15 protein-coding genes and 1 tRNA gene are annotated in these 18,783 nt (G+C 38.9%); 13 read left to right on the forward strand and 3 right to left on the reverse strand.

Going from position 1 to position 18,783, the window contains the following annotated elements; all coding sequences use genetic code 11:
- Positions 1–32: 32 nt before the first annotated feature.
- Positions 33–866 carry an energy transducer TonB gene (locus CBW18_RS15900; RefSeq protein WP_088302307.1) on the forward strand — a complete coding sequence of 278 codons (834 nt, stop codon included), beginning with the start codon at positions 33–35 and terminating at the stop codon, positions 864–866.
- Between the two features lie 227 nt (positions 867–1,093).
- On the opposite strand, the gene purL is transcribed toward CBW18_RS15900, so the two are convergent.
- Positions 1,094–4,804: a phosphoribosylformylglycinamidine synthase gene (purL, locus tag CBW18_RS15905; protein WP_256387669.1), complete on the reverse strand. Its 3,711-nt coding sequence runs from the start codon at positions 4,802–4,804 to the stop codon at positions 1,094–1,096.
- A gap of 290 nt (positions 4,805–5,094) precedes the next feature.
- Here purL and CBW18_RS15910 point away from each other — a divergent pair, with 290 nt between their 5' ends.
- From CBW18_RS15910 to fbp, 4 genes are all read left to right on the forward strand, one after another.
- Positions 5,095–5,478, forward strand: coding sequence for a VOC family protein (locus tag CBW18_RS15910; RefSeq protein ID WP_088302309.1), 384 nt, complete (start codon positions 5,095–5,097; stop codon positions 5,476–5,478).
- Between the two features lie 47 nt (positions 5,479–5,525).
- Positions 5,526–6,227 carry a tRNA1(Val) (adenine(37)-N6)-methyltransferase gene (locus CBW18_RS15915; protein ID WP_088302310.1) on the forward strand — a complete coding sequence of 234 codons (702 nt, stop codon included), beginning with the start codon at positions 5,526–5,528 and terminating at the stop codon, positions 6,225–6,227.
- Between the two features lie 103 nt (positions 6,228–6,330).
- The gene (locus CBW18_RS15920; RefSeq protein WP_088302311.1) at positions 6,331–6,822 is read left to right on the forward strand and encodes a metallophosphoesterase; all 492 of its coding nucleotides are present in this window, start codon (positions 6,331–6,333) and stop codon (positions 6,820–6,822) included.
- 19 nt (positions 6,823–6,841) lie between these two features.
- Positions 6,842–7,921, forward strand: coding sequence for a class 1 fructose-bisphosphatase (gene fbp / locus CBW18_RS15925; protein WP_088302312.1), 1,080 nt, complete (start codon positions 6,842–6,844; stop codon positions 7,919–7,921).
- Here the strand turns inward: fbp and rnhA are convergent.
- Positions 7,918–8,391 (reverse strand): ribonuclease HI, encoded by a 474-nt coding sequence (gene rnhA, locus CBW18_RS15930; protein WP_088302313.1) that lies wholly within the window; start codon positions 8,389–8,391, stop codon positions 7,918–7,920. The two genes, fbp and rnhA, sit on opposite strands and share 4 nt — an antisense overlap.
- Positions 8,392–8,567: 176 nt before the next feature.
- Here rnhA and CBW18_RS15935 point away from each other — a divergent pair.
- Both CBW18_RS15935 and CBW18_RS15940 read left to right on the forward strand, forming a co-directional pair.
- Positions 8,568–8,641: transfer RNA gene (locus CBW18_RS15935), tRNA-His, on the forward strand.
- Between the two features lie 561 nt (positions 8,642–9,202).
- Positions 9,203–10,987 (forward strand): ABC transporter ATP-binding protein, encoded by a 1,785-nt coding sequence (locus tag CBW18_RS15940; protein WP_088302314.1) that lies wholly within the window; start codon positions 9,203–9,205, stop codon positions 10,985–10,987.
- 60 nt (positions 10,988–11,047) lie between these two features.
- Here CBW18_RS15940 and CBW18_RS15945 read toward each other — a convergent pair whose 3' ends face one another.
- Positions 11,048–12,166 carry a Gfo/Idh/MocA family protein gene (locus CBW18_RS15945; protein WP_088302315.1) on the reverse strand — a complete coding sequence of 373 codons (1,119 nt, stop codon included), beginning with the start codon at positions 12,164–12,166 and terminating at the stop codon, positions 11,048–11,050.
- Positions 12,167–13,262: 1,096 nt separating this feature from the next.
- Between CBW18_RS15945 and CBW18_RS15955 the strand changes: the two genes are divergently transcribed.
- The 6 genes from CBW18_RS15955 to CBW18_RS15980 all read left to right on the forward strand — a co-directional run bounded on the left by CBW18_RS15955 (position 13,263) and on the right by CBW18_RS15980 (position 18,751).
- On the forward strand, positions 13,263–14,327 hold the full coding sequence (locus CBW18_RS15955; RefSeq protein WP_088302317.1) for a response regulator: 1,065 nt from the start codon (positions 13,263–13,265) through the stop codon (positions 14,325–14,327).
- A 199-nt stretch (positions 14,328–14,526) separates the two neighbouring features.
- Positions 14,527–15,126 carry a hypothetical protein gene (locus tag CBW18_RS15960; protein WP_088302318.1) on the forward strand — a complete coding sequence of 200 codons (600 nt, stop codon included), beginning with the start codon at positions 14,527–14,529 and terminating at the stop codon, positions 15,124–15,126.
- A 250-nt stretch (positions 15,127–15,376) separates the two neighbouring features.
- Entirely contained in the window at positions 15,377–15,958 is a 582-nt protein-coding gene (locus CBW18_RS15965) for a hypothetical protein (protein ID WP_088302319.1), read from the forward strand.
- Positions 15,959–16,132: 174 nt separating this feature from the next.
- Entirely contained in the window at positions 16,133–16,489 is a 357-nt protein-coding gene (locus CBW18_RS15970; protein ID WP_088302320.1) for a PleD family two-component system response regulator, read from the forward strand.
- Between the two features lie 374 nt (positions 16,490–16,863).
- Positions 16,864–17,463, forward strand: coding sequence for an RNA polymerase sigma factor (locus CBW18_RS15975; protein WP_088302321.1), 600 nt, complete (start codon positions 16,864–16,866; stop codon positions 17,461–17,463).
- A gap of 94 nt (positions 17,464–17,557) precedes the next feature.
- Positions 17,558–18,751, forward strand: a complete 1,194-nt coding sequence (locus CBW18_RS15980) for a FecR family protein (RefSeq protein ID WP_088302322.1) — start codon at positions 17,558–17,560, stop codon at positions 18,749–18,751.
- The last annotated feature ends 32 nt before the right edge of the window (positions 18,752–18,783 follow it).

An 18,783-nucleotide genomic window follows, 5' to 3' on the forward strand; every position in this document is an offset into this window, starting at 1 on the left:
TTTTGCTACATCATGCTTAAAACTAAAAAGCTATGTTCAATTCATCAATCAATGTGTACAAAACCGAGTGGCTCGATCTTGTATTTGCTAACCGCAACAAAACTTATGGCGCCTATGAATTAAGGTCTAAATCTGCTAAGATCATGACTAAAGCCCTGCTGGTGTCTGCAGGTTTATTTCTTTTTGCCGGCTTTGCGCCTTTAGTTTACAGCAAAATGTTTCCTTCTGTCGTTGAAGTTGCTGATGCTCCAAAGGTAGTGGAACTGGATAATGTGATCCACCAGATGAAAAAGACTGAACCTGAAAAAGAGGCTGAGCCTGTAAAATCAGATCCGGTGAAAGTGAAAACCGTAGCGGTATCCTCTAAAATTGTGGTTGTAGACAAAAAAGAACTTCCTGAACCGCCCAGTATTAAAGACATGCAGGATGCTGTAATCAGTGATAAAACCCAGGCGGGTGAAGTTAAGCCAAACCTGGTCGTCAATACTGCTGTAGCCACTGGTAACGGTGATGGATTGGCTAAAGGAGATAATGGCGATTCGAATGCAATTATAGAGGGCATGGGTGTGGATGAATATCCAGAATTTACAGGCGGAATGAAGGCCTTTGCAAAATATATGGAGCGCAATTTACGCTATCCTTCCCAGGCACAGGAAGATGGCATTCAAGGTAAGGTATTTGTCAGTTTTGTTGTGGAAAGGGATGGTTCGATCACTGATGTTAAAGTATTAAGAGGCATAGGTTATGGCTGCGATGAGGAAGCCATGAAAGTGATTAAAAAATCCCCACTCTGGAAACCCGGAAAAAATAAAGGAATTCCGGTAAGGGTAAGGTATAATATGCCGATTAATTTTAATTTGATGTAGCAGGAAGGGTTAGGTGGGGCGTTGGTTAATGGTGTAGACGGTTAGTTGGGAAGATGTTGGATTTAATGGAATGTTTGTCTTCCTTAACTTGATTCAGGATAATGCAATACGAAAATATCGCCAATTGCACATTTAAAAATGGTGTGAAGATAACAAAAGGCTTGAGTAAAACTCAAGCCTTTGTCATGTTATTTCAATCTATTTAAAGTGATGTAGCAATTAAGCCTCTAATTTTCTTCTACCCATTTTCTGGCATTTACAAATGCTTCGATCCAAGGCGATACTTCATCTTTTCTGCCGGCAGGGTAGTTGGCCCAGTGCCATTGGAATAAGGAACGCTCAATGTGTGGCATCATGACCAAATGGCGGCCAGTTTCGTCACACATCATCGCCGTATTATAATCAGAACCATTCGGACTTGCAGGATAACCTTCGTAAGCATATTTGGCCACGATTTTATACTGATCTTCGGCATATGGTAATGAGAATCTTCCTTCTCCATGTGATACCCAAACACCTAACGTACTACCGGCCAGGGTAGAAAGCATTACTGAATTATTTTCCTGTAAGGTTAGTGAAGTGAAAATACTTTCGTGCTTGCCACTCTTGTTATGCAGCATTTTTGGTTTGTCTTCATGCTGCTTGTTAATCAGACCCAGTTCTATAAATAACTGACAGCCATTACAGATACCTACAGATAAAGTATCGGGGCGGGCAAAGAATTTCTCTAAAGCCACTCTTGCTTTTTCATTGTATAAAAAGGCACCAGCCCAGCCTTTGGCTGATCCTAAAACATCAGAGTTGGAGAAACCACCAACGGCACCGATAAATTGAATATCTTCCAGGGTTTCGCGACCTGTGATTAAGTCGGTCATGTGTACATCTTTCACGTCAAAGCCTGCCAGATACATGGCGTTCGCCAGTTCACGCTCAGAGTTACTTCCTTTTTCACGGATAATCGCGGCTTTAGGACGAGGTTTTGAAGCATCAATAGCCGGTTTTTTTCCGTCAAACTGTGGCGGGAAATTATATTTTAATACCTGATTCTTATAATTGTCGTAACGTTCTTTTGCTAATCCGTTACCGGTTTGCTTGCTGTCTAATAAGTATGATGTTTTAAACCAGACATCACGTAAATGATTGATTTCAAAATTGAAATGATCTGTTCCATTCTTCACCTCAAGAGCAGCTGAAGATGTGACCTTTCCAATTTTGTGAAAATTAACACCGGCATGGGTTAACGTATCTTCTACTGATGCGTCGGCCTGGAAAACCAGGGCAATATTTTCAGCAAATAATAATTTAACAATATCTTTTTCACCTAAGGCAGAAAGATCAATTGATGCACCTAAATCACGATCAGCAAAACACATTTCCAGTAAGGTTGTAATTAAACCACCGCTACCGATATCATGTCCGGCCTGAATTTTATCTTCTTTTATTAACTGTTGTATCGTGTTGAATGCTTTTGAGAACAGATCCGCATCTTTAACATCAGGTGTTTCCGTTCCGATTTTATTTAGAATCTGTGCAAAAGATGAACCACCTAATTTATAGGTATCGTTTGAAAGATTGATGTAATAGATCGAACCACGGTTTTTTTGCAATACAGGCTCTATTACTTTCGTAATATCATTACAATTGGCACCTGCAGAAATAATCACCGTTCCGGGGGCAATCACATCGCCATCTTTATATTTCTGTTTCATGGAAAGCGAATCTTTTCCGGTTGGGATGTTGATGCCTAAACCAATCGCAAAATCAGAACAGGCTTTAACAGCAGCATATAAACGGGCATCTTCACCTTCATTTTTACAGGCCCACATCCAGTTTGCGGAAAGTGAAACGCTTTTCAGTCCGTCTTTTAATGGTGCCCAAACAATATTGGATAAAGATTCGGCAATGGCATTGCGGCTGCCGGCTGCCGGATCAATCAGAGCAGAAAGTGGTGAATGGCCTACTGAAGTGGCAATGCCTTCTTTTCCCTGAAAATCAAGTGCCATTACGCCACAGTTATTCAATGGCAACTGCAATGGACCAGCAGTTTGCTGTTTGGCTACGCGGCCACCCACACAACGGTCAACCTTATTGGTTAACCAGTCTTTTGATGCCACAGCCTCAAGTTGTAAAACCTGCTCTAAATAAGTATGAAGTTCTGCCTGATCATAAGTTACGGCTTCATATTTGCGGTCGATGGTTTGATCATCCATCACAATTTTCGGCGAGCTACCAAACATGTCTTTCAATTCTAAATCCATCGGCTTAATGCCCGAAGTTTCAGATTTGAAAGTAAAGCGATGATCGCCGGTGACCTTACCAACGGTATACATCGGTGAGCGTTCGCGATCAGCAATTTTTTGTAAAGTTTCGATGTGTTCGTTGCCAATTACCAATCCCATTCTTTCCTGAGATTCGTTACCGATAATTTCCTTTGCCGAAAGGGTAGGATCGCCAACAGGTAATTTATCCAGATTGATTAATCCACCTGTTTCTTCTACCAGTTCTGATAAACAGTTTAGGTGGCCTCCTGCACCATGGTCATGAATAGAGATGATTGAGTTGTGTTCGCTCTCGACCATGCCCCGAACGGCGTTGGCAGCACGTTTTTGCATTTCCGGATTTGATCTTTGAATCGCATTGAGTTCAATACCCGATCCGTGTTGACCAGTATCAGCCGATGAAACTGCTGCACCACCCATGCCGATTCTATAATTTTCACCACCCAGGATCACAATGTTATCACCTTCCTGTGGTTTCAGTTTTTGCGCCTGACTGGCTTTGCCGTAACCAATACCTCCGGCAAGCATGATCACTTTATCGAAACCTAATTTGCGGGCGTCCTCTTCGTGTTCAAAGGTTAAAACCGAACCTGTAATGAGTGGCTGGCCAAATTTATTTCCAAAATCTGTAGCGCCGTTTGATGCTTTAATCAGAATATCCATTGGGGTTTGATACAGCCAAGCTCTTTCTTCCACACCTTTTTCCCAGGGACGGTTTTCTTCCAACCTGGAAAGTGCCGTCATGTAAACTGCGGTTCCGGCTAAAGGTAAAGAGCCTTGTCCGCCAGCTAAACGATCTCTGATTTCGCCACCAGAACCTGTTGCCGCACCATTAAAAGGTTCAACAGTGGTTGGGAAGTTATGTGTTTCTGCTTTTAATGAAATCACCGAATCAAAATTACTGGTACCGTAATAATCTGGAATATCAGCTCTTTTTGGCGCAAATTGCTGCACTGTCGGACCTTTTATAAAAGCCACATTATCCTTATAGGCAGAAACGATATCGTTAGGGTTTTCTTCTGAAGTTTTACGGATCAGTTTAAATAATGAAGTAGGTTGCTCCACGCCATCGATCACAAATTTTCCGTTGAATATTTTATGCCGGCAATGTTCTGAATTTACTTGTGAGAAACCAAAGACTTCTGAATCCGTTAAAGGTCTTTCTAATCGGGTAGCTAATGAATTTAAATATTCAACTTCTTCATCACTTAAAGATAAACCTTCCTGTTTATTATAGGCTGCAATGTCTGTAATTTCTAAAATAGGTTCAGGCTTAATATCAATGGTATATACATCCTGGTCAAGTTTGCCGTATTTTTGCAAAAGCATCGGGTCATAATCTGCAAAATCTTCTGCAACAGCTTTAAACTCCTCGATCCTGATGATGCCCTGTATGTCCATGTTCTGCGTAATCTCTACCGCATTGGTGCTCCAGGGGGTAACCATGGCTGCCCTTGGTCCGACGAAAAAGCCGCTGAGCGCAGTTTCTGGTGAGATTTTGGCGCCGCCGAACAACCATTCGAGTTTAGTAATATCATTGATACTAAGCGATTTGTCTGTTTGTAGTGCAAAAACCGCCTGCGATTGATTAAGGAAGAAATGAATCATGCTTTTTTTTTGAAGTTGCAAATTTAGGTTTTTTAGATTTAATGCGTGAATGATTACTTCATAGAATGGGAGAATGTGGAAATAATGACGTGAATGTGGAGAGAGTAGCGGAAATATTAAATAGGAAATGAGAAATAGCGCTCAGAAATGAATGAGGGATTGAATGATCAAATGATTGAATGAGAGAGTTAGGAATGGCTAATGTAAAATCATCAGGTGTGGTGCAATAAATTAGAAAACTGTGTTTTGTCGCCTGAGGTTGCTATGGTAAAAATTTGAATCATTTTCTGCAACTTTGCTACATTCTATCATTCAATCATTCAAAATTCACTCATTTCAAGATGTTCAACCGAATTCATCATATTGCCATTATTTGCGCTGACTACGAAAAATCAAAAGATTTCTATGTAAACAAGCTGGGTTTTACCATTCTTGCTGAGGTTTATCGGGAAGAGCGGAAATCATATAAATTGGATCTGGCGGTGAACGGCTTATATCAGATTGAACTTTTTTCCTTTGAAAATCCGCCAGCCAGGCCATCTAAGCCAGAGGCGCAGGGCCTAAGGCATCTGGCGTTTGAAGTAGATGATATAGAAGCCGAAATAGCCAGGCTACAACATCAGGGCATTACAACAGAACCTGTTCGGGTAGATGAATTTACAGGAAAGAAATTTACCTTTTTTGCTGATCCGGATGGTTTGCCGCTGGAATTGTATGAGGTATAAAGCCGGTCGGGGAGTTGTAAAGATGGTTAGTTGGTTATTGCATTGCTATGAGCATTTTTAAGTTTAAACAGTTTGAAGTAGATCAGGCAGGTTGCGCCATGAAGATCAATACCGATGGGGTGTTGCTTGCTGCAATGGCCAATCATGAGGAGGCTGAAAACATTCTGGATATTGGATCAGGTACCGGAGTTATTGCCTTGATGCTGGCCCAGCGTTTTCCTGAAGCTCATGTTCATGCGGTAGAAATTGATCAGCAGGCTGCTGAAACCGCCGGAAAAAACTTTAAGGCCTCCGTTTTTAATGATCGGTTAACCATTGATCATGTCGCAATTGAACAATACCACCATCAAGAGAAATTTGACATGATCGTTTCCAATCCGCCTTTTTTCGTGAATGACTTAAAAAACGAAGAAGCCAGAAAAGGAATCGCCAGGCATGCCGATCATCATTTTTTTAACATGCTCGTTCAGAAATCCAATGAATTGCTCAGTGATTCGGGAATGCTATGGCTCATACTGCCGGTAAAGCAGGCAAATGAAGTCGTTTTAGAAGCTTTAAAGTGTCAGCTCTCACTTGTTAAACGTATCTATATACATTCTGATGAAAGCAAAGCTGCTTTCAGGCAGGTTATTGGTTTAGGGAGAATAGCACACCCCTTAACCGAATCACATTTTTATATCTACCAATCAAGGGGTAAACATACCGAATCATACGAAGCTTTATTAAGCGACTTTTTTCTGGCCTACTAGGTGTATTATACCCTTTATTGATATCGATATGCGTGTAAATAATTCTGATAAAAAAATAAAACCCTGAGAAAGTTGTATAATTATCACTCACATCAATTACAATATGAAAAAAATAGGTTTGATTTCTGATACGCATGGCTACCTGGATGATGCTGTTTTTAAACACTTTGATCAGGTAGATGAAATCTGGCATGCGGGTGATTTTGGTCAGGATGTTGCCGCTCCTTTAGCCGCGTTCAAGCCATTGCGTGGCGTGTATGGAAATATAGATGATGCTGCCATCCGTGCTGAGTTTCCGGAAAAAAATCGATTTAGCTGTGAAAAGGTAGATGTATGGATGACCCATATTGGAGGATATCCGGGGAAATATGCTGCTTCTGTTAAGTCTGAAATTTACACTAACCCGCCTAAATTATTTATCACCGGGCATTCGCATATTTTAAAAGTAATGTTTGATGAAAAAATAAAATGTTTGCATATAAACCCCGGTGCGGCAGGAAAACACGGATGGCACAAGGTGCGTACACTGATCAGGTTTTGCATTACTGACGAAAATATTCATACCTTAGAGGTTATAGAGTTATCGGGTAGATAATGTAAAATGTACACTAAGTATGGTTTGTGGCGTTAAAACACTAGGACAATTTATTATAGAAAAACAGGCAGATTTCCCTTATGCCAAAGGTGAACTCTCCAGGCTGCTAAGAGACATTGGCATTGCCGCAAAAATCGTAAACCGCGAAATCAATAAAGCTGGTTTGGTTGATATTCTTGGTGATATGGGTACTACCAATATCCAGGGAGAAGAACAAAAAAAATTAGATGTTTATGCCGATAAACAGTTTATTGCCGCACTAACCAGTGGTGGCGAATGCTGTATGGTGGCAACTGAAGAGGAAGACGAGATCATTCATATCGAATCTCCGGTTTCCAATAACGCTAAATATATTGTTTGCATCGATCCTTTGGATGGTTCTTCAAACACCGATGTAAATGTGGCGGTTGGGACTATATTTTCCATTTATAGGAGAAAGTCGACTAATGGAAAAGCAAGTCTGACAGATGTTTTACAGAAAGGGACGGAACAGGTTGCCGCAGGTTATGTAATTTATGGTTCTTCTACCATGATGGTTTACACCACCGGAAAGGGTGTAAATGGATTTACATTGGATCCATCCATAGGCGAGTTTTGCCTTTCGCATCCGCAGATGAAAATCCCTGAAGAGGGTTATCTGTACTCGGTTAATGAAGGGAATTATGTGCACTTTCCTGAAGGCGTAAAAAAATACATCAAATATTGCCAGGTAGAGGATGAAGCTACCCACAGGCCTTATACCTCACGCTATATCGGCTCGATGGTAGGAGATATTCACCGTAATTTAATTAAAGGCGGGATTTATATTTATCCGACCACTTCGCGCTCTCCTAACGGGAAATTGAGATTGTTATATGAGTGCAACCCGATGGCTTTTATAATCGAGCAGGCCGGTGGAAAGGCAAGTACCGGTTTTGAGCGCATCCTGGATATTGTCCCTGCCGAATTACACCAGAGGGTGCCGATTTTTATTGGTTCCAGAAAAATGGTAGAAAAGGCAGAAGAAATGATGCTGCTCCACACGGCAAAATCGATTTCAATTGATGCTCATGTAGCAGCGAAACTGGAAGATCTAAATGTAATTGGCGGGATTGATTAAAACAGGTTTGCTTTATTTCTTTCTGCTTCAAAAAAAGTATCTATCGCCAGATTTTGCTTGTCTTGAGAAGCGAAAACAGCTAAACGGTCGCAACGCTCATTCTCCGGATGGTCGTTGTGGCCTTTAATCCAGATGAATTTTACCTGGTGAAGCTTATACAATTCGAGGAAACGCATCCAGAGGTCTTTATTTTTTTTGTCCTTAAAACCTTTGCTTACCCAGCCGAAAACCCATTTTTTTTCAACGGCATCTACTACATATTTTGAATCAGAATAAACGGTTACCTGCTGATTTAAACTTTTCAGAGCTTCCAGTCCTTTAATAACAGCCAATAATTCCATTCTATTGTTGGTGGTCATCCTGAAGCCGCCGCTGAGTTCTTTATAATGCTGGCCTGCCCTTAAAATTGTACCATAACCCCCTGGTCCGGGGTTTCCGCTAGCTGCTCCGTCTGTGTAAATCTCGATCATAAACGGGGTAAAGTTATGTTTTTAGGTTTAAAATAGCTTGTTTTATCTATTGGTGAATTTTTTTTTCAATTTCAAATTATTGAATGTTAAGGAATTAAAAATTAGTTGTGAAAACTTTGGAAAAAATATTTGCAAGGAATATTAAAAGTCGTACTTTTGTGACACTAAAAAATACGGTGGCTGTAGCTCAGTTGGTTAGAGTATTGGTTTGTGGTGCCGAGGGTCGTGGGTTCGAGCCCCATCAGCCACCCAGGTTTTAAGAGCAGTTCTGAAAAGAGCTGCTTTTTTTGTTGTGTGCCAGGCATAGCAATCGATTATATGGTACGAATTCTGCGATTTCATTAACCAAAAGTGTTTGATATCATATGCCATTTTTTTAAGGAAAAAGGCAGCTTACCAGGTATCTTTTGCCTTCTATACTGGAGTTTTCATAAAATAAATTAAGATTCGCTAAATTCTTAATTGCTGTACCTGCATTGGCAAATGTTCAGTACTGTTCTGTTTTTGATTGTTGAGCTCAGTTAATCTGAATTTCCAAACTGAAAAAGAAAATCAGATTAGCCAGTCCGCTTTTATCAGCGTGAAGATGCCGTTCACATTGATCTGCGCAGCATTGGCTATACTTATCCCTAGAAGCCAAGAACGTTATTGAAAAATACCAATTGATTGTGGTAGAAAGGCGAGAAAAGATATAAGACTGTTTATATGGCCATTGATGATTAAAAAAAAGAATAGTTTTTGATAATTTTAAAATGAAATCATAAAATAAGTTTTATTTCGTTATAAATATCTCGTTAAATTTGCCGAACCTATGAAGATTTTGTTAAGTTACCTTAAAAAACACAAGTATATTGTCTTATTGGCATTGTTGATGACAGCAATTAATCAGGGCTTTTCGCTCGTTGAGCCATTAATCACTGGAAAACTTGTTGATGATTACATCAATAAAAGAGATTTACTCACCAGGCATGAATATTTTACCGGAATTATGACTTTAATTGGTTTGGGGATAGGCGCAGCGCTAATATCTCGAATTGCCAATAATTTTCAGGATTTTTTTACCATCACCATTGCTCAGAAAACCGGGGCTGAAATGTATGCCGACGGAATGAAACATTCTTTGGATATGCCATACTATGTTTTTGAGGAGCAAAGAAGCGGAGCAAAGCTAGACATGCTGGGCAGGGTGAGAAGCGACTCGGAGAACTTTATAAAATCTTCCATCAATGTCACCTTTATGGCTTTGTTTGGGATCATATTTGTAAGCGTATATTCTGCTTTAATCAGCTATAAAGTTACACTGGTTTTCGTCGCTTCCGTCCCGATTATCACTTATTTAAGCTGGAAGCTCTCTGAGAAGGTAAAGGTTATTCACCGGGCAATTATATCCAAGACGTCAGTTTTGGCAGGACGTTCCACAGAGTCACTTCGAAATATCGAACTGGTAAAAAGTCACGGCTTAGGCGAACAGGAAATTAATCGTTTAAATACAGCAACTTATAAGATTCTAAACCTGGAAATTGTAAAAACCAAAATTTTGCGGATGCTGAGTTTTATTCAGGGTAGTACAGTTAATATTGTGAGGAGTGTAATGATTGTAGTGATGCTCATGCTGATTTTTGACAAGGAACTTTCAGCAGGCCAATACTTTAGTTTTTTATTATACTCTTATTTCCTGTTCGGGCCATTACAGGAATTCGGACATATGGCTTTAACCTGGCGGGAAGCTCAGATATCTTTCGGTAATTTCAAGCGTATTATGGATATGCCTGTGGAAGCCATACCCGAGGACCCAACCTCATTGCATAAAATTGATCATATCGAATTTAAGAACGTGTTCTTTAAATATAAAAACAGCAATCGCAATGCCTTGAATGGCATCTCGTTCCATGCTGAAGAAGGGGAAACAGTTGCATTTGTAGGGCCTTCCGGATCAGGGAAAACCACATTGATTAAATTATTAGTTGGCTTGTACAAACCATTCAAAGGAGATGTATTTTATAATAAGACGCATACAGACGAAATCCATCTTGATGAGCTGAGAAGAAAGATCGGTTTTGTGACTCAGGATACACAGCTGTTTTCCGGCAATATCAGAGACAACCTTAGGTTTGTTAGGCCTGATGCGACGGATGAGGAGTGTATGGAAGCACTTAAAAAAGCTGCTTGCCAGTCATTGTTGTCGAGAGCGGAAGATGGCCTTGATACGCTGATTGGAGAGAGCGGTGTAAAAGTTTCTGGTGGCGAAAAGCAAAGGTTATCCATAGCGAGGGCATTATTAAGAAAGCCCAATATTTTGTTGTTTGACGAAGCCACCTCGGCGTTAGATTCCCTGACAGAAGAAGAAATTACCAAAACGGTAAATAAGTTATCTGAACTTAAAGATCATATTACCCTGATCATCGCCCACCGCTTATCAACAATCATGCATGCTAACCGAATTTATGTTTTGGAAAATGGCGAAATTGTCGAGAGTGGTAATCATGAAGAATTAATTGAGCAAAAAGGGCTTTATTACGCCATGTGGCGCCAGCAGATAGGCAGGCGTAAACTCGTTGAAGAAATGAATAAACTTGATGAATTGTTACTCAATTGATGAAGTGTGCTCAAAATTTAAGGTTTAAAGCGGGGTTATCCCGCTTTAAACCTTGTTTAGCTAAGCCGTTAACTTAACCTTTTCTCCAGTTTTTACAGCCTGGTAGATGGCCTCAATAATTCTAAGATCTTTCAAGCCTTCCTCACCATCTACAGGCACCACTGGTTTGTCATCTTCAAATATAATAGTGGCCATTTTATCCATTTGTGTAGTCTGGTGAGTGGTTATGGGCTGTGTGAGTTCACCTTTGTGCGTTCTGCCCTTAATTGGACCATAACCGGTAGAAGGTTGCATTTCTGCAAATCCTTTGTCGCCACTCACATAAAACCTATCCAGGTGATTGATATTATAACTAGACAAGCAGGAGGCGACCGCACCGCTTGGAAAACCCAGTTGAAATTGGATGGTCTCATCTACACCTTCTTTAAAGATCGCCGGGTTAGTCTTGGTTTCCTGAGCCGTCACCCAAACCGGCTCTTCGCCAACCATATACCTTGCCCCGTTGATGGCATAGATACCAATATCCATCATTGATCCTCCGCCTGCAAGTGCTTTGTTTAATCGCCATTGCTTAGGATCGCCTATTTTAAAACCACATTGTCCCTGAAAAAACATGATCTTACCAAAGTCACCTGCATTCCGCATTCGAATTACCTCCAGCGTTTGGGGTTCGAAGTGCATCCTATAGCCGACCAGTAGCCTGACTTTTGCCTTTTTACAGGCATCGATCATCTCTTGTCCCTCTTTGGTATTCAATGCCATTGGTTTCTCGCAGATGACATGTTTCCCGGCTTTCGCTACACGGATAACATGACTGTGGTGAAGTGCGTTCGGCGTAATCACATAAATTGCATCAATATCAGGATTGTTTTTTACCTGATCGAAGGTATCATAGTTATAGCAGTTCTTTTCAGCGATTTTGTACTTCATTTGCCAGTCTTTAACCTTTGAGGGCGTACCACTAATTACGCCTACCAGCTTTGCTTTAGTACAGGCTTTCATTGCTTCTGCTACACGAGTGGCATATCCACCTAAACCCATGATGGCAACCCGGAGTACCTTACCATCATAGGGTTGTTCGATTTGGTTGGGAGTGTTTGCAAATGTAATTACTGAACTCAATTGCAACATCAATGCTGATGCGCCCATTTTTTGTAGAAAATCTCTTCTAGTATTCATATGTGTTCTATAGCTATGTATCCGTTCAACAAAATATTAAGCAATACATTTAATCACGCATTTATACCGCTTAACTTCTAGATTTACCCTATAAATTTAACACCGGCCTGTTACATTTGGTTTTCAAAATATATTTGGAGCTGGTCTTGACTTCCTGATAACTACATAATAAACTTCCCGACTCTTTTTAGTACTGATGCTTTCAGGACAGCCTATATGCTCCAAAAACACTGGACGCTTCGAATTGAGTTTATGGCCGTGATGAAAGTAATATGGTTATTAGATGATGGGCCTAACGGCTTGTATTGGTTATTGTAAACCTTAGTTAAACTATTGTCAGCTGATTTTTAAAGGAAGAGTTTGCTTAACTGATTTTAAAATTTATGGAGCGTTACAGGGTAGGGAGATGTAATAAATCTTATTAAATGTTAACAAAAAATCCTATATTTGTATATTCAATAATACAATTTTGGGGTTTTTGTTGTAAGTTATTTATTTCTATTCTCAAGGATAGCATTTCTATATCTTATAAATATAGAAATGATTTATGGTTTTGATAAATGGTAGATTTTAAACTCGTCAAACACCTATTGATCATGGTCAAATATTAGATTGACAAAAGTCAATCACTTTTTTGCTTATTTTTACAACCTTTGGGAAAGGTGATCTAAAGCCGGATTCGAGAATCTAGAATTCTTTAATAAAAACGTCTGTTCCAAACCATTAAGTATACATAGGATGAAATATCCAAAAGATATAGAGTTACCTTATATGATAATTCTCCGGAGATTTAAGTATCCTGCAATGGAGAAAATAAAATGAAGCATATCCTGAGCGTTATCAAAATTCTTCTGGAAGATACTTTTCTGAATTTGTATAAAACTTATAGGTGGATCCGGGCTGCAGTAGCCGGCAACCACCTACTTATTTTAGGCGTTATATTAATTGCATATCTCATAAGTACCGGAATGATATCGTCTTCCTTAAAAGAATTGTTTATCAGATAATAATGGATTGCTGAAATTGTTTTATTCAAGCACTTATTAATTTCCGGTTAAAGCAGGAGGCGTTTAAGGTGAGGCAAAATACGATTTGAATGGAAGGATCCAAGATCTTGATTATACTTAAGGATTCGGAGACAAGGTCAAAGATTTCCGATATACTCCGCATCAGCAAATATGTTGTTGAGTCTACAGATAATGGCAAAACAGCCATAGAAATTGTTAGAGGCCATCCACCAGATCTGATCATTTGTGGAATTGATTTGTACGGCGTTGATGGTTATGGTGTGCTTCGTATGGTGAATAAATTTATTGATACCGCAAATATTCCTATCGTGATGTTGCTAAAAAAAGGAGATCACAATGGCGTGCGGCGAACCATGGAAATTGGGGCAGAAGGGTATCTTATGGGGGATTTTGATGATGCAGAGCTTTTGAATCAGGTAGAGGTACGCCTGAGGAAAAAACGACTCCAGGTTGAATTTTTTTTAAAACAACATTTTCAGCAAAAAATTCCGTCTCATTCAGGAGAATTATTTTGGTTAGATGTTCACCGTGCGAAGCTCACAGCCAGGTTTTTTAAAAAAAACCAGGTGGTTTATTACAAAGGAGAATCACGGGGGGGACTCTATTATGTGCTCTCCGGCAAAGTAAAATCATTCATTTCCAATACGTCCGGACATGAACTGATTACCGACCTCTACACCGCAGGAGATTATTTTGGAATACAGGATTTCGCTCTTGGCACCGCTGCATTTAATACGGTGAAAGCAATTGATGATTCCGAAATAATTGCCATTCCTTTAAATGAGGTTAATAAAATAGTAGTTGAACATCCCGAAACCCTGGGTTTTTTCGTGAAAAAATTAGCTGATACTGCGAATAAAAAGGATATCAAGGCACTGGAGCTGGCATACAGTACCGTTAAACAAAGAGTATCTAAAACTATAATCAGGCTGGCGGGAGAGGGGAAGAGTCCTGCTGAAAAAAAGCGTGTTAACCTCACCAGAAACGACCTGGCCGGTTTAATTGGCATTGCAGCCGAAACATTAAGTAGGATTTTGGGTGATTTTGCCAAGGAAGATCTGATTGAAAAGGACGGGAATGCCATTGTTTTGAAAAAGCTTGAGCATACGAAAACTGTTACATCTGAAACTTAGTTAATTAATATAGTCGTTTTTGAAATTTGATTAAAGCGTATGCTTTGAAAAAAATCAATAAACATGTTGTCCGAAATTATATTTATTGTGCTTGAGGATTGGGAATTTTAAAGCGATTTAACCTCGTTCTTTCTTACAGATATTTTCAGGTAGGGATCCTGGACATGGTTTATAATCGCTCAATTAAAAACAGATATTTATGAAATTAAATCATATTGATCAAAATTGCCTTGGTCATAGAACCATTTCTGAGCGAAAAGCATTTCTTAAACTCTTTGCTCCGATTTTAAAAGGCGATTATAAAGCGAGCTTAAGGTATCTCTACAACCATTCGAAATTTATTCAACTTTCGGAAAGGGATGAGCAACCTGCAGCAAGTCTTATGGGAAATGGAGATAATATTATTATTATCATGAAAGGATTGGTAAGCGGTTATATTCTTTCTCCGATGGGGCACAGGTGTGATATCTGGCTGGCGGAGCATAAAGGTGTATTTATTTACAAAAGTGTCAATGGAAACCCAACATTAATAAATTTAGAAGCTATAGAACCTACCATACTGTTGCTTATTTCTCAGGCGCAACTGGAATCTGCTACTCAGGATTTTCCACTCCTGCACCGGCTTTTTACCCACCTGATTTTTCCTAATGCCATTATGGGACTTGATCATCATACCTTACTAAATAAGTTAGATTCAACAGGTGAAAAACTCAACTACTTTATGAAAGCATACCCGGGCTTATTTGAACGTGTTCCAAAAAGAATATATAATACATATGCCAGCGGACAGTTGCTCTAATTTAATTTTTATTCCTGCTGATGTTTTTTCTACATACTTCTCATAACATATTAAATTTTATTCACTCATTTCTTCTCAGAGAAAAAATGGTGTGTGTTTTAAGGATGAATAAACTATACTTTTTATTTCCCTGCCATAAGCCGGATCGTAATAGGATCTGCATGGCGCATATGGTTTTTTTTATACCATGATGATTAAGTGTTATACCATATACTTTGTATTTTCCATCATTTTCCTGCTGCTATTAAATATGTATGGCGAAATCTATTACTTTGAAAGGTTCGGAATAGCAATATTTAGCCTTGCTGAAATAAAAGAGTTGTTGTTTTCACAAAGATATTTTACTTTTTGGCAGCAGGCCATAATTGCAGTAGTCATTCCGCTTCTGGTGTGTATCATCTTTATAATGGCTAACTGGATTAAAGAAACCAGGTCAAAAAGTTTTTTCCAGTTTGTGTCATTTCTTAGTGGTATTTTACCATTTTTAATCTTAGCTTTCAACATTAATGCAATTCGTCCTGTAATTATATTGCCAATAGTATTCATCACTATGCTGCTTTGTGTATTGCTGTGGATCGTTGTGTTTCATACCAGTCGGTTTGAAATAGGATATCTATGTTTTCACTTCTTTGGGATAAGCTGTGTTATTACCGGTTTTATGATGCTTACAGGAGTTGATTCAAACGTAGCAAGTTGTTTGGTTTCAGGGCAAGCTTCAGCACCTCATTCAGTATCAGAAAGTCACTCAACAGACTTGTATATCGGTGATTGCGCCGAATTTAATTTTTATTATGATCCATTTAGCCACAGGGCACTCATAGAACGGAAATAAGCCATAATGTTAAAAGAAATTCCTGATTTATAGATATATTTAAATAGCTGTTTTGTATCATTTTAAAATCAATAATTTAAAGCCTTCGTGCTTGATTAATACAGCATATTTTGAACTGTTATGATGTGCTTTATCCATAATTTATACCTTGGTACCTCTTAATATACGATAGTAATGATTTATAAAATTTTGGTTATTGATGATGATCAGTCTGTGCTGGACTCACTCGAACTATTGTTGGAGTCAGAAGGTTATCATGTCAAATCAATCAACTCACCAACTCTGATCGCAGATTCTCTGATGGACTTTACGCCTAACCTGATTTTGATGGATATCCGATTAGGAAATGAAGATGGAAGGCTTCTTTGCAATGAAATGAAGCAAAATTCATTCACTGAACATATACCAATAATTCTTGTTACAGGCCTTTCTTTCAATGAAATAAGCAAAATTGACTGTATGGCAGATGCCATACTGGGGAAACCTTATCATATGCAAAATCTTTTGCTCACCATAAATACATTATTATAATCACCGAAGGTTATTATCGATATTCAGCTTTTTATCGGTGAAAAAATGTTTCATTCCAGATATCTCTGTTAAAATTTATAGTTATGTTTCTATAAATTTTATGCCTACATGCAAATATTATGATTTCAGTTAGTTTGGAAGGTAGCGATGATTGCCTTTTCAGTTTTGAAGTGACAATGAGCAGGGCTTCGATCGTATTTATCTGCTTTTTATCCTTTTTATATGTATTTTTAATGAAAATTTAATAAAATGAAGCTTAAGTCTGGATGTCATTTCAAAATGTTAATTAGTCATGCTAATTTATACCATCTGGCTTTGAGATGTTCAAAAAATATTTCTAACTTGTTCTTGTAGTAACTGTATATTTGTTTACGATGGTTAACGTTGATCGAATTGATGAGCAGGCTTTATTGCTTCAACTGAAGAACGGTGATCAGCGTGCATTCGAAATACTTTACAATCGTTATAAATTCCGCATCGCCGGAAATTTATTCAAACTTCTTAAATCTGACGACCTGGTTAAAGAGATCCTGCAGGAGCTTTTTTTTAAAATATGGGAAGTGCGGGCACAGATTGATCCTGAAAAGTCTTTTAAATCCTATCTCTTTCGAATAGCAGAGAATCTGGTCTATGATTATTTCCGGAAAGTTGCAAAAGATAAACGTTTACTGGCTAAAATGGTCGCTTCAAGTTCAGAGCTATATCTGCACATTGAAGAAGACATGCTGAATAAAGAGGAAGCCCAAAAGCTGCAGCAGGCCATCAATATGATGCCCATTCAACGTAAAATGGTATTCACACTTTGCAAACTGGAAGGTAAATCCTATAAAGAAGTTGAGGAGATTATGGGTATCAATGCTAAAACCATCAGTAGCCATATGCTGCAGGCAAACAGATTTCTCAGGGCGTATTATAAAGATTCTTCCGCACTTACCATTTCATTGGTTTTAAGTGTTTTACTGAAAGGTTTTTAAACCAAATCATTCCTTTCGTAAATTAATTGTTAATTTTTTATTAACTAACTAAGGATTTTTTTGCTGAGCTCCGTATTAGCTGTAAAATTTAACCTTGAAACCATCTGATCAACTCCATATTCTCTTCAAAAAGTACCTGAACAATGCCTGTAGTGCTGAAGAAACACAGCATCTGATGAATTACTTTCATCAGGATGAAAATAGGGAACAGTTAAAAGAGATCATCATCGACGTTTTAGAAACTCAGGATGAATATAAAGAAACTGATTCTGCCATTGCTGAGGTATTGGCTAAAGTTGACCGTGATTTGTTCGTTCAGATTCAATCAGCAACACCAACTGCGCCTGAAGGTAAAAACAAAAAACTTAAGCTCTGGCTACAAATTGCTGCCGTAGCTGCTGTTCTGACGATAATTTGCTCAGGAATTTATTTTTTTAATTACAAACCAGCAAAGCTTCCGGTTGCTGTTAAATCAGCTGCACCAGATGTGAGTCCGGGTGACTTTGGTGCTACACTTACAATGGCAAATGGCCGGAAGATCAGTTTAGCCAATGTATCGAAGGGGGAAATAGGGCGAGAATTGGGAATTATCATTACTAAAACCGATGAGGGCAGACTGGTGTACAAAATTGATGAAAAGGTTTCTGATCCAAATGCCTTGAATACATTATCGACTGCCCGGGGTGAGACTTATCAGGTACGTTTACCTGATGGTTCACTTGTTTATTTAAACGCAGCTTCAAGCCTTACCTATAGTGCTGCGCTCATTGAAAACGGAAAACGCGTAGTTAAACTCATTGGAGAGGGATATTTTGAAGTAGCGAAAGATAAGCTGCACCCATTTATTGTGAAAACGAACAGACAGGAAGTGGAAGTATTGGGAACGCATTTTAACATCAGTAGCTATGCTGATGATGAAGTGGAGAAAACAACCTTGCTGGAAGGAAGCGTGAGGTTAACGGCTTCAGGTAATTCGAGGATGTTAAAACCCGGGCAGCAAGCTAAGCTGTATAGTGGTAAAATACAGGTTAATGAAACAGATCCCGAGCTTGCCGTGGCCTGGAAAAACAATGAATTTGTAGTGGAGAGTGAACACATTGAAACCATTATGACAATGATTGAGCGTTGGTATAATGTAGAGGTCGTTTATATCGGCGAAAAAACCAACCAGCGGTTCAGTGGTAAAGTGTCCAGGTTTGATAAAATGTCAAAAGTTCTTGAAATCGTAGAATCAACCGGAGAAGCCCGTTTCAAAGTCAGTGGAAGAACCGTATATGTATCAAAATAATACCTAAACTCATAATTAACAGAATACTAATC

It is taken from the genome of Pedobacter sp. AJM (assembly GCF_002197755.1).
Lineage (GTDB): Bacteria > Bacteroidota > Bacteroidia > Sphingobacteriales > Sphingobacteriaceae > Pedobacter.

What these genes read in the sequence shown, in the direction of transcription:
- CBW18_RS15910 (WP_088302309.1), top strand. Translation starts at nt 5,095, where the DNA reads ATGTTCAACCGAATTCATCATATTGCCATTATTTGCGCTGACTACGAA.
- rnhA (WP_088302313.1), bottom strand. Translation starts at nt 8,391, where the DNA reads ATGATCGAGATTTACACAGACGGAGCAGCTAGCGGAAACCCCGGACCA.
- CBW18_RS15920 (WP_088302311.1), top strand. Translation starts at nt 6,331, where the DNA reads ATGAAAAAAATAGGTTTGATTTCTGATACGCATGGCTACCTGGATGAT.
- CBW18_RS15900 (WP_088302307.1), top strand. Translation starts at nt 33, where the DNA reads ATGTTCAATTCATCAATCAATGTGTACAAAACCGAGTGGCTCGATCTT.
- CBW18_RS15965 (WP_088302319.1), top strand. Translation starts at nt 15,377, where the DNA reads ATGTATGGCGAAATCTATTACTTTGAAAGGTTCGGAATAGCAATATTT.
- fbp (WP_088302312.1), top strand. Translation starts at nt 6,842, where the DNA reads ATGGTTTGTGGCGTTAAAACACTAGGACAATTTATTATAGAAAAACAG.
- CBW18_RS15970 (WP_088302320.1), top strand. Translation starts at nt 16,133, where the DNA reads ATGATTTATAAAATTTTGGTTATTGATGATGATCAGTCTGTGCTGGAC.
- CBW18_RS15945 (WP_088302315.1), bottom strand. Translation starts at nt 12,166, where the DNA reads ATGAATACTAGAAGAGATTTTCTACAAAAAATGGGCGCATCAGCATTG.
- CBW18_RS15915 (WP_088302310.1), top strand. Translation starts at nt 5,526, where the DNA reads ATGAGCATTTTTAAGTTTAAACAGTTTGAAGTAGATCAGGCAGGTTGC.
- CBW18_RS15960 (WP_088302318.1), top strand. Translation starts at nt 14,527, where the DNA reads ATGAAATTAAATCATATTGATCAAAATTGCCTTGGTCATAGAACCATT.
- CBW18_RS15955 (WP_088302317.1), top strand. Translation starts at nt 13,263, where the DNA reads ATGGAAGGATCCAAGATCTTGATTATACTTAAGGATTCGGAGACAAGG.
- CBW18_RS15975 (WP_088302321.1), top strand. Translation starts at nt 16,864, where the DNA reads ATGGTTAACGTTGATCGAATTGATGAGCAGGCTTTATTGCTTCAACTG.
- CBW18_RS15940 (WP_088302314.1), top strand. Translation starts at nt 9,203, where the DNA reads ATGAAGATTTTGTTAAGTTACCTTAAAAAACACAAGTATATTGTCTTA.